The sequence below is a fragment of the Paenibacillus filicis genome (assembly GCF_038070315.1).
Classification (GTDB): domain Bacteria; phylum Bacillota; class Bacilli; order Paenibacillales; family NBRC-103111; genus Paenibacillus_G; species Paenibacillus_G filicis.
The window spans coordinates 31028-42093 of sequence record NZ_JBBPCC010000038.1 but is presented as its reverse complement, the minus strand read 5'-3'; the positions used below and the strand labels follow the sequence as shown (position 1 = coordinate 42093).

General features: G+C 44.7%; 15 protein-coding genes. 12 read left to right on the top strand and 3 right to left on the bottom strand.

Annotated features, from left to right (window positions below; all coding sequences use genetic code 11):
* Nucleotides 1-157: 157 nt before the first annotated feature.
* Genes WMW72_RS34160 through WMW72_RS34150 form a run of 3 tightly spaced genes read right to left on the bottom strand, consistent with a single transcriptional unit; the run spans nt 158 to nt 2749 of the window.
* Nucleotides 158-1306 (bottom strand): site-specific integrase, encoded by a 1149-nt coding sequence (locus WMW72_RS34160; RefSeq protein WP_341420066.1) that lies wholly within the window; start codon nt 1304-1306, stop codon nt 158-160.
* Between the two features lie 56 nt (nt 1307-1362).
* Nucleotides 1363-2409 (bottom strand): ImmA/IrrE family metallo-endopeptidase, encoded by a 1047-nt coding sequence (locus WMW72_RS34155; RefSeq protein ID WP_341420065.1) that lies wholly within the window; start codon nt 2407-2409, stop codon nt 1363-1365.
* Nucleotides 2402-2749 carry a helix-turn-helix domain-containing protein gene (locus WMW72_RS34150; protein WP_341420064.1) on the bottom strand — a complete coding sequence of 116 codons (348 nt, stop codon included), beginning with the start codon at nt 2747-2749 and terminating at the stop codon, nt 2402-2404. Before WMW72_RS34150 ends, WMW72_RS34155 begins: the two co-directional genes overlap by 8 nt.
* A 1-nt stretch (nt 2750) precedes the next feature.
* Between WMW72_RS34150 and WMW72_RS34145 the strand changes: the two genes are divergently transcribed.
* The 12 genes from WMW72_RS34145 to WMW72_RS34090 all read left to right on the top strand — a co-directional run bounded on the left by WMW72_RS34145 (nt 2751) and on the right by WMW72_RS34090 (nt 10812).
* On the top strand, nt 2751-3089 hold the full coding sequence (locus tag WMW72_RS34145; protein WP_341420063.1) for a helix-turn-helix domain-containing protein: 339 nt from the start codon (nt 2751-2753) through the stop codon (nt 3087-3089).
* Nucleotides 3090-3212: 123 nt separating this feature from the next.
* Nucleotides 3213-3542 (top strand): DUF771 domain-containing protein, encoded by a 330-nt coding sequence (locus tag WMW72_RS34140; protein WP_341420062.1) that lies wholly within the window; start codon nt 3213-3215, stop codon nt 3540-3542.
* A gap of 22 nt (nt 3543-3564) precedes the next feature.
* Nucleotides 3565-4371: a BRO-N domain-containing protein gene (locus WMW72_RS34135; protein WP_341420061.1), complete on the top strand. Its 807-nt coding sequence runs from the start codon at nt 3565-3567 to the stop codon at nt 4369-4371.
* 80 nt (nt 4372-4451) lie between these two features.
* Entirely contained in the window at nt 4452-4817 is a 366-nt protein-coding gene (locus WMW72_RS34130; RefSeq protein ID WP_341420060.1) for a hypothetical protein, read from the top strand.
* Nucleotides 4818-4821: 4 nt separating this feature from the next.
* Nucleotides 4822-5628 carry a hypothetical protein gene (locus WMW72_RS34125; RefSeq protein ID WP_341420059.1) on the top strand — a complete coding sequence of 269 codons (807 nt, stop codon included), beginning with the start codon at nt 4822-4824 and terminating at the stop codon, nt 5626-5628.
* A 5-nt stretch (nt 5629-5633) separates the two neighbouring features.
* On the top strand, nt 5634-5993 hold the full coding sequence (locus WMW72_RS34120) for a helix-turn-helix domain-containing protein (protein WP_341420058.1): 360 nt from the start codon (nt 5634-5636) through the stop codon (nt 5991-5993).
* A 108-nt stretch (nt 5994-6101) separates the two neighbouring features.
* Nucleotides 6102-6242 carry a hypothetical protein gene (locus WMW72_RS34115; RefSeq protein WP_341420057.1) on the top strand — a complete coding sequence of 47 codons (141 nt, stop codon included), beginning with the start codon at nt 6102-6104 and terminating at the stop codon, nt 6240-6242.
* Nucleotides 6243-6392: 150 nt separating this feature from the next.
* Nucleotides 6393-6803: a DUF6809 family protein gene (locus WMW72_RS34110; protein ID WP_341420056.1), complete on the top strand. Its 411-nt coding sequence runs from the start codon at nt 6393-6395 to the stop codon at nt 6801-6803.
* 7 nt (nt 6804-6810) lie between these two features.
* On the top strand, nt 6811-7827 hold the full coding sequence (locus tag WMW72_RS34105) for a replication protein (protein ID WP_341420055.1): 1017 nt from the start codon (nt 6811-6813) through the stop codon (nt 7825-7827).
* A complete protein-coding gene (locus WMW72_RS34100) occupies nt 7817-8035 on the top strand; it encodes a replicative helicase loader/inhibitor (protein WP_341420054.1) in 219 nt (72 codons plus the stop codon). The genes WMW72_RS34105 and WMW72_RS34100 overlap by 11 nt, the downstream gene beginning before the upstream one ends.
* A 12-nt stretch (nt 8036-8047) precedes the next feature.
* Complete coding sequence (locus tag WMW72_RS34095; protein ID WP_341420052.1) at nt 8048-10228, top strand: DnaB-like helicase C-terminal domain-containing protein; 2181 nt, start codon at nt 8048-8050, stop codon at nt 10226-10228.
* Nucleotides 10225-10812 (top strand): hypothetical protein, encoded by a 588-nt coding sequence (locus WMW72_RS34090; RefSeq protein ID WP_341420051.1) that lies wholly within the window; start codon nt 10225-10227, stop codon nt 10810-10812. The genes WMW72_RS34095 and WMW72_RS34090 overlap by 4 nt, the downstream gene beginning before the upstream one ends.
* The last annotated feature ends 254 nt before the right edge of the window (nt 10813-11066 follow it).

Here is an 11066-nt window from a genome sequence, read left to right as displayed (position 1 = left end):
GGAGGCAAGAAATACGATGCACAGAAATAGGGTAGAGGTTTTGGTGAATATCATTGATTTTACGGGGGTTTTGAGGTGTGCGGAATTGATAGTTAAAGTAGGTGACCATTTTTTGACCATATTTGTTTATGGTTTCTATTCCGTGACCACCTACGAATTATTGTTGCATGAACTTTTCGAAACGATCCGCTGTCTTTTCTTTGACCGCCTTTGTGACATGCGTATAAATGTTCATAGTCATCTTGATGTCTGAGTGTCCTAATCGTTCCTGCACTTCCTTGATGTTCGCCCCAGCCTCAAACAAAAGAGATGCGTGGGTGTGGCGCAGGCCGTGAACAGTAATCGAATGAAGATTCAGTTTTTCAATCAATTTTTGAAGTTTGCGATTAGGGTGGGCTAGGCGAATTCCTTCTCCATCTTTTCGAGCGAAAACAAGACTGTTGGCCTGGCCGTCCAAACTTACGACCGTCCCTTTAGATGCCTCAGTTCTCAGTTTTTTCAGCCAATTAATACTGGTGTCGTCCAGACTGATAACTCGTTTGGAATCAGCGGTTTTAGATGTCAAGGAAAGTGACTGACGATTTTCTTGGAAGAGCGTTTTGCTAAGGCTCATCGTTTTGTTTTTGAAGTCTATATCATTCCAACGAAGTGCAAGGACTTCGCCTTTTCTAGCGCCGGTATAGATGAGCGTGTGAAATATAACATAATCCCGAAGTGAGAACTCATTCTCCGCGGCTTCAAGAAATTGCTTGATTTCGTGCTTCTCCCAATAATTTCGTTTGTCAGTATCGTCAGCAAAAAAATCCTCTTCGCTCTTTGGAAGAATAGTATCTTTCATTGGATTTTTGGACAAAATCTCCATCTTTATGGCATGTTCAAAAATAAGGCTGGCATACATCCGCATGTTTTCAACTGACTTTATTTCCTTATGCCAAGCATTCAATACATCCTGACAATATGATTTTGTAATGTCTTTTAGCTTAAGATGTCCGAAGTGCGGGAGAATCCGCTTATTGAATTTGCTCATTACTGATTTTTTTGTTGGTGGTTTGTATGTGGTACTGATCGTAGCGAACCACTGCTCAAAAAGCTGCTTAAATGTCATGAATCGATCTTCAATAACAAATGTTCCGTTAGCGATTTCCTGCTCGGTTTTCGCGGCATCAAGCGAAGCTTCCTTTTTCGTTCTAAACCCCCTCTTAGTGGATTGTTTCTTTTTGCCGGTCTTGGGATCGATGGTAGGCAAGTAGTATTTGTACATCCACATAGGGCCATTTTTTGTGTTGTATTTCTGAAAGCTTGCCATGTCAGCAGTCTCCTCTTCAAAATGAATTAGTGTGTTATAGAATCGGATACTTGGTGTTAAAAAGGCAGGTCTCCACTTTTAAACATCCGGTCTGAAAATTTAACTAAAAGTTCTTGATATGATTCTTTCCAGTCACGTAAAATTTTGTTTTTAAAGAAAAGAGTTTTTTCACCACAGACCGTACAATATCTTGCATTTCCATCTGCTGGAGCATCACATTCAATGATTTCATGTCCATTACTGAAATACCTATTATCGCAACGATTAACAACCGTGATCCCGCATACTTTACAATAGTTTCCACTAGTTATTTCCTCATTTTCGCATTGAGGACATCGAATTGCTCGATAATTTTCGTCCAAAAATACGCCGTCATAAATCATATAGGTTTTCTCCTTTTTCTTTAGTAAATTTTTACTCCTGCATATTGGGCAAAACTTAGGATAAGCATGGATAAAATGATGCTTACAAGTTAGGCATGTGTGTTCGTTGTTCTTTTTAAAAATAAAATCCGAAAACAAATTAGAAACTTTTTCATTATTAAAATGGTTTTTTCCAAGCAAAAGTCCTTTGCGAAAAAAACTAATAATATTCGATGCTGCATTTAAAGACACCTCACACCATTCGCTTAGTTCTTTTGCGTTAAACTGTTTAAGTTTTACTAACACGCTTGGTGGCGCAAGAAGTGATCTTGCGAAACAATTTGCTTCTTTCTCGAAAGCTTGATACTCTTTATCGCTCAGTGCGCTTCTGGAGATGATTGACTTTCCTGTGCGTTTGTTATGGTTCAAAATATAATGTCCCAATTCATGAGCTATGGTCCATCTAATATGGCCTTGATTCTTTATCGTGTCATTGTAAAGAATCATATATTTGTTCATTTTAGGAATATACCAACAACATCCACTATCACTATCAGCGTGTTCAATTACTTCGTCAATAGATATGCAGTTCTTTTCTGCGTACCACGAATACGACTTAATTCTTAGGTCGTTAAAAGATTTATTGTACTTTTCTAACGGTATAGGAAGTTGATTAATTTCATATTCACATAATAGATCGCATGCTGCTCGCTCTGCTGATCTGTAGTCCGGTTTAATCATCCTCGTTAAAAGCCTCCTCGAAGGCTGCTTTGATCATATTGAGCATTTTTTTCTTGTCTGTTGGTGACATGTTTTTTGCAGCTCGTTGAATAGCTCTTATTTCTATTTCGTCATCCTCTAGTATTGTAGCTGGGTTCTCTTCTTCTTTGACTCCAAAAAAATAGTCAAGCGGAACCTTATGAAGAAATGCAATTTGTTGTAACATTCCCATTCTCGGCGAAGAAATATCATTCTCCCATGCGCTATAACGTTCTCTTTTAATATTAAGCATATCTGCCATTTGCTGTTGAGTAAGATGTTTTTTAACCCTTAATTCGGTTAACAGTTTGCCAATTTTCATAATGAAACAACCTTTCATTTTTATTGATAAAAATAATATCAAAATAAGTGTTGACGATAAATTTTTTATCAAATATAATCAAGTTACAGTTTTCAAAGAAAGGAGCGTTGCAGTGATGAAAAACACCAAGAAAAGAAATTATTTCTCGTCCTGTCGTAAGAACAAAGGCACATTATCATTAGTAGCATCAGAACTTGGCATATCTACTGTGTACCTAAGAATGATAGAGAATGGAACTTTCAAACCCGGTAGAGACTTGATGATTCGCTTGTCGCATTATTTTGATGAACCGTTAGAAAAACTGTTTCCTGATCTATTCGAAAACGAAATCAGTGTTTAGTCATGTCTTTTTTGATAATAATATTATCTAAATATGATTATAAGCGATAAAATTATTATCGTCAATATTTTTGAATTTATTCACTTTGGAACAATTAAACTATTATGTCTGAGGTGGGTATAAATGGAAAAACATGCATCTTTTAAAATAATTGTTGATGAATCTACAGTTGAAAAACTTGCTAAAGACGAAGTTAAACGAATCCTTGAAGGAGTAAGTGAAGGCTCATGGTGGGACCTCAAACGCCTAGAACACGAAACCTGCCGGAAGCGGGATTGGCTGAAAGAAAAAATCCTCCTGAACCCCGAGTTCAAAGAAGAGATGTCTTACATCTCGAATGGATGCGAAGGCGGACAATGGATGTTCCGAGCTGCAGCTATGCGTGAGTTCCTTGATCGGTACTTTGACGAGTTGAACCGTTCTTCTCGAAGGAGAAGGGGCAAAGTTCAATAACCCAATGAAGGGAGAAAGATGAATGGATAAAGAAGGGCAAGTTCAAGTCTTCAATCACCAGATGTTTGGTGACTTGCCGGTTATTGTGGTGAATGGCGTAGAATGGTTCGGAACGACGGAGGCTGCCATTTCATTGACTTTCTCTGATCCTTACGCAGCGGTAAGGAATCATATCGATGACGAGGACTTGATGGTCCATCCAGTCCTTACAGGTGGCGGGGTGCAGCATAAGAAATTTACGAATGAGTCCGGGCTTTATAGCCTAATTCTCGGAGCTGCAAAGCAGGGAAACAATCCCGAAATCAAAGCCAAGGCAAAGGAATACAAGCGATGGATAACAAGCGAAGTGCTGCCTGCCATTCGACGCACTGGCCGCTATGAAATACCTGGACACACCGTTCCTGACCTTCTGCATTTTCAGAAAGAAGCCTATATGGTCGAAGTGACAGCTAATGTATTAAGACTTCCGGACAGTGGCCGCTTAAAGCTATTAGGGGATTTTACGAAGCGGCACGGGCTTAACGTTCCTTTGCCAGCATATGCAGACGAAGAGCATACCATTGCAGCTACCATTTTACTTGAAGAACATGGGGTCAATATCTCCACCCAAAGTTTTAATAAACTGCTGATCTCATATGGTCTACTTGAAGAAAAAGAGCGACCCTCTAGCAGAGGGCAAGTCAAAAAGTTCAAATCCATTACAGATGCTGGACTTGAGTACGGCAAGAATGTTATCAGTCCAGAAAATCCGAGAGAGACAGCCCCGCATTATTATCCAGCCAAATTCCCGGCGTTGTTGAAGCGGGTAGGATTAATCGCTGTTATTTAGGGAGGCTGATCCGCTTAACATCTTTCAGAGACAAGGTGTACGAGATTTAGTGTTACAAAAAAATGGAAGGTGTAGACGGGATGGGGACAATGCAAGACTGGATGAAGGAGAAAGAGGCTACGTTCAAAGCTGAACACGAAATTCTGGTGGATAAGCTGGCTCAAGGTGTTAACGGTGTTGAATGGCTGGTCGCACAGATTGTCATTGATAAGAACAGATTGGAATCGTTGGATACTTGGTTGTTATTCTTGAAGATTCATAAGCACAATGATGTTCGGAAGGTCATGCAGGACGCCTTGCTGCAGAATGAAAAGAAGTTTTATAGACGGTACAGGTGCAACTGGTGGATTTCGGTAGACGAGACACTTACTCACCTAAAGCTCCAGAAGGAGCGGGACTATGATTGGTACTTCGATTTTCTAAACGAAACCTATAAGGAGCGATAACCCTATGAAATTGAGTAATCACGAATCCGCATTGATTTCTTACATCCGCACACTTTGCTTTGAGGACCTTTTAGATGCTTTCGATGGTTTGATGTTCAAGGCCGGCAAGGCAAGCAAAGATGCCGAAAAAGTCCTTGGAGCTGGCGACCATTTAAACCACAGCGGGTTCCTTGAACGCAGCCAACGACTCGAGAATCTCGCGAACCTATTGGGCATTGCAAATGATGATTACCGCGATCATATCTTTCCTGAACTCAATGAACCGCAAAAGAAACAAGGCGTTACCCTAATGACTCCATCGGATCCTGGGGAAATCATTCATCTGTTCGAAGTGATCAAAAAGTACAATGTTCAATGCAGTTTGGAATTACAATCAAAAGATTCGGTCGATCCACTAGTAAGCATCGTGGGAGCGCAGGTTGATACCGAGTACATCGAAAGACCAGGTGGTCCAGATGCCGTATGGGTAAAACTGGACGATAGTGAACTCACTTTTGATCTTGGATTACACTCTTTCAGCAAACACATAAGCGATTGCCAAATCGACATTTGCATTGCCAGCGAAGAAAATGCAGCTTGGTTCAACAGTGGTATCATTCCGGATGAGGGCATAGTTAAAGCAAATGATTACGAAAGTCATTCGTATCAAGAAAAATATCTAGTAATTGAACTTAACGATGCTCCGAAGGCTAGTGCGACTTCTCAGAAGATTGAAGAATATTGTCATAATGGTTTTTCCATCAGTGAGTTTGATTATGATCCGCAGGGGTTTGTCACAGTCACGCTTTCTCGTGCTGGTGAGGAGGTTTAAACATTATGACCGGCTATAAAATCACGATCCGGCAAGCGCGGGAATTAGCGGGGATGTCGTTGGAAGAAGCAGCTCAGGCAGCAGGCATTTCGGTTAAATGGCTGAAATGGTATGAACGGCATGCTTCGCGGATTCCTTACCAGACAGCGCTGGACCTTGCGAAAGCATATGAGCAGAGCATAAGCGCGATCCATTTTGGAACACAAGAAGGGTGCGACGAATGGAATCTTTCTCTTATGAGGAAGGATGTTATCCAGTATATCGTAAAAGCCGGGATCAGCCCCGAGAAGGCAGAAAAGCTTTTGTCTACTGTGGATGCTGAACTGCAGGCAGCCATTCGGAAAAAGGACGAGGTTGCGGTATGACACGCGGCGAGCTGATCGGCATGGTGCTTTTCCTTTACGGCTTCTGCCCGGCTGCAGCGTTTGGACTTGTCACATTGGTTTCTATACTTCGATAGGAGGGGAACGGGGATGGTCAACGATAACAACCTACTGGCGGCATCGCATGAACTGGTAAAGGCTACATTCTTGAAAGTTGAGGGCGAGCGACTGGAAGCTATCGATTCGGTTATCAGGCAGTTGGAAGAAATGAAAAAAGCCTCCCAATCATAGAGATTGAGAAGCTGCTGTTCCGAAATCTCCCTCGCTGATCTTGGCGGACTGTCGAGGGGATTTCATTCAAATTCCGAGGTTTAAGCTCTTGGCGTAAATATTATCGCAAATCGCGTAACTCGTCAAGGGGCCTCTATGGGGAGGTTACACATGTCAACAAGAATAATGATGGCTAATTATAAGAAGGTCGGTAAGGCGCTTGAGGACGAGGTTACTTTTCGTTCCCCGTTCTCCAGCGAGAAAAAAGAAAATGAAGAGTTTTATGAAGCGGGCATGAGAGAGGTATTGGCGGAAACCGCCAAGCTTCACTATATGTATCATGCGATTGATTTCTTGAAAATAAATAGACCGCTTGAATTTATGGAACGTGCAGTCCGTGACGTAGATAACGGCTATGAAACCATGATAAACCAGCTTTCTGAGGAGCAACAAGAAGCTTTCCGTGTTTACGATGAAGACCGTGTATTCTTGGAATCTTTGAACGAAGAGGATCGTTTCATCCAGGGCTTCATTTATGGGTACCAGTACCTCAAGCAAATCACAGCATCATTCAAAGTATAAGGGGTAGGTGAATACCGGCGTGGTGAACCCACAAAAGGAACGTGGATACGTAGGACTTGCAAACGACATATGGGATGAAATCATCCGCCGGGACTTCACTAAGCGGCAGAAGGACATTCTGCAATTCATCATTCGGTTGTCCTATGGTTGCGGAAGAAAGAGCGCATTTATCGCGAAATTGAAAGATTTTTCTATGTGCGGCGTGGGGAAAACGAACATTTCGAAAGAGCTGATCCAGCTCGAAATAAACAAAGTCATAACCTGGGATCGATCCGGAAATGAGTTTTCAATCATCAAGGACTATGACTCTTGGGGAATCAGACCTGTTCGGGAATGGGACAATGTGAGGTTCAAAGAAATGGTTCATGAGAATATCAAGTTGTCAAAAAAAGAAAAGGTCGGGTTATCGAATCAAGAACAAGAAGTTATTGAAACGATAACTGAGACGCCTGACGAAAAGTTCTCATTTCAAGAACCTTCTAGTTATCAAATTGATAACCAATCATCACAGCAAGAAGTTATCGAAACGATAACTTTATCGGGAAAAGAGTTATCAAAACAAGAACCCGAAGTTATCGAAACGATAACTCAAACACCCGATTTGCCCAGTAATGACGCGGCTTCCGGGGCGCCTAAAAAAGGTTTAAAAAAAGAAGTAATTAAAAAAGAATTAAAAGACACGTGTGTGTTTCATGAAAAGTTTGAAATGTTCTGGTCGAACTACCCGCGCAAAATTCGCAAGAAGGAAACGATGACGACATGGAATACGGTTATCAAAAACGGGGCTGATCCGGATACCGTAGTCCTTTGCTGTCAGAACTACAACGAACAATGCAAATTGAAGGCAACTGAGGAACGGTACATTTTGCATGGATCGACATTCTTGAATAAAGAGCGGTATTTGGATTACCAGGAACAGCAAAGCACCCTCGGAAGTTGGATGAAACCGCAGGATCGGGCCGGAAGCTTTAGGGAACTGGCAGACAAAATGGACAAGGAAAGGGGTAGCGGCTATGAATCGTGACGAAACAATTAAATTGCTGGACTTTATCAGCGGAGCGTATCCGGGCAAATTCCCCGTTAACGTGAATGTGCTAAATGTATGGAGCAAAGCCTTCGCTGATCAAGATTTTCAAAGCGTGATGTGGCGGGCAGAAAAGTTTGCAGCGGGAAATGATCGACCTCCAGCTATCTCGAACTTGGTAATCAAGCATTATCCAGTAATCGGCTAGGAGGCGGCAGGGTTGAATGATTTCGAACTGGTCAAGGACAAGGTAGACATCGCGGAAGTCGCTGGCCGGTATACCCATCTGAGAAAGGCGGGCAAGGAGTTTGTGGGGCTTTGCCCGATCCATTCGGAGAAGTCACCGAGCTTCCGGGTGAATAAGCAAAAGCAATCGTTTTACTGCCACGGCTGCGGAGTTGGCGGCGACGCAATCGAGCTGATTCGGATCAAGGAAAACGTAGACGCGTATACGGCGCTGGAAATGCTGGCTGCAGACAAGGGCATTCAGCTATCCCGGCAGGACAACGAAGCTTACTACCGGCGCAAGGAGGCCCAGCAGAAGCAGGCGGCGCTTGTGGAGAAAGCAAACCGGCATGCAGCACAGAAAGAGGCGGTCGATTACTTGCTGGAGCGGGGTATCACTCAAGAATCGGTTACCCGCTTCAAGATCGGCTATGGCGAGAAGAATCACAGTATCATCATTCCGCTGGTCGATCATCGGAATATGGCAATTGGGTATGCGGAGCGGTTCATAAAGGACCCGCCTGCTGGATTCAAAGGGAAATATCGGCTTCCCTCGGAGAACCCGGACTCGCCGATATACAACGAGCTATTCAAGAAAAGCCAATTCTTGTTTAACGAGAGCAATGCACGGCTGGCGGTGAAGAAGGATCAATACCTCCTAATCTTCGAAGGGCAGTTTGATACGATAGCCGCCGATCAGATCGGATTTCACGCTTCGGTAGCCTGCATGGGGTCTTCGCTCACACTTGAACAGGGGCGACGGATTTTGAAGCTTGCAGAGGATGACACGGTTATCGTTCTGGTCCCGGACAAGAACGCCGTGGGGCAAGCCAGCGTGAAGCAAAACACGGACATGCTGCGGGGCCTGAATCAAAAGTTGGTCATTAAAGCCCTGATGCTTCCAGACCGACGCCATGAAAGCGGCAAGGAATGGGACATGAATGATTTCGTCCGGGAGGGTTTGGACCGGGAGACGGCATTAGGCTATATCCAGAGCGTCGAGGTTGCCCTGCTGGACCTGATGATTGCTCAGACCCCTGATAGGCAGCTCCAAGAGGAATACGCCCGGGAGATCGCGGTAGCAGTCGAGAATCCATTCACGAAGCAGATCATTGCCAACCATCTAGCGGAGAAGTGGAGCGCTAACGTCGAGGTCGTGGATAGGCTGCTCCAGGTGAAGCGGGAGATCAGCATTTTCGAGAACACCAAGGACATTGACGCCATGTATGAGTCGTTCATGAACAAGGTGTTCAGCGCTGCAAGCAATAATCTTACGCTGGGCTATCCGCCACTTGATCGGGTCATAAACGCGGGCATGGGGATTCCGACGGGCTGGGTGCTTGACTTCCTTGCCAGGTCATCAGTTGGGAAAACAGCCTTCGCACTGAACGTAATCGAGAATGCGGCATTAAACCTGAACGTGGGCTGCACCTTCTTTTCCTTCGAACAGCAAGACTCGGACCTTTACCCAAAGATAGCTGCAATTAACCATAAAATCAGTCAGAGACAGGTTCTGAACGAATACAGCAACTTCCGGCATGAGGAATATCACCAGAAGGTGCAGACGGGCATGAAAGGCAAACTGCTTGTTTACGAGGCGAACCGGCTCACGCTTGAGCAGATGGAAGATGTGATCATGACAGCCGATGAACGATACTTCGAAGCGGTTGAGCAGAAAATCGTGCTGGTTGACTACCTGGGGTATATCAAGGCTACAGGCGGAAAGGCCAAGTATGAGGGAATGAGCGAAATGACCGCCGAACTCAAGCAGCTCGCCAAACGAACGAAAAAGCTGTTCATTGTCCTGGTACAGACCTCCCGGAAGGGCGGGGACGGATCGGAGCCGGTGAGCTTCGATGACGCCCGGGACAGCGGCACGATTGAGGAAAACGCCGATATCCTTCTCGGAGCCTACAGACCTGAGTTGAAGGGTGACCTTGCATCCCGCGAACTCATCCCAATCCTTGATGATTACATGATTCAGCTTTTGAAGAATCGTAACGGCCCACAGCAGGTAACCTTCCGCATGAAGTTCGACAAGCCGGAGCAGATCATTCGTGAATGGCGGGAAGGCGAAAAGAAGGAGCTAGAACGGGCCATGCATAGCAAGATGCAAACATTCGGCAGCGAGGAAGAACGAATCATTTATCTACGAGAGGGGCGAACAGCCATATGATTAACAAATTTCATCCGTACAGTCAAAGCAGGCTTGTGGAGGACGTAGAGAATATCGAAATCGCGGAAACAGGTATCACAGACGCGGCCACAGCGGGCCGCAGAGCGCTGGAATGGTTCGAACGGCTCGGTAAGCTGGAAGGGGAAGAGTTGGCCCAGGCTCGTCGGGAACAAGCGTTGGACGAAATCGCAAAGTTTCGCCGGGTATGCTTTGATTACTCTCCGAACGGCTGGCACATCTATACGCTCTGCAAAAAGATTTGCGAATTGGCTGAAATTGATCGGGTGGACTTTAACGGCTCTGATTATCAGTCAATGGTGGCGTTGATCGAGGAAACGGTTCCCTTTGTCGAATCAGAAACGTTGGTTGCGGGAATATGCGAATACGAAAGCATGGTGCAGCGTACTGGCCATCGAATGAACTGGATCGTGGAGGACGAACAAAACAAGCTGCTGACTGTCGTGGAGACGGTCCAGCTCAGCCAGGACATTCTATACTCGTTCATCGAGCATAAGGGGCTGACGGCGGACCTGCAGGTTTATGTGGAGCAATTCGAGTTGAGCCAGGATGGACCGGCGAACTGATTTACTGGAACGGATCAGGAGCGGGGAAGCATTCCTATCCAAGCTGCAGGCGAATGACCCGAAGTTTCTCCCGGTCCGGAGCAAGCTGGCCCGGCTGAAGGCAGAATTAAAGGAATTGGATGCAGGGGGCGCAGCCGTGGGGACGGCTCGCCCTTCTGATCGAACGTATGATCCTGCTTCAAACCGGAATTTGAGTTCCGAAATGGGAAATGTTCCGATGTCGGAACATTTGATCCCAGAGTATCCAAACCGAA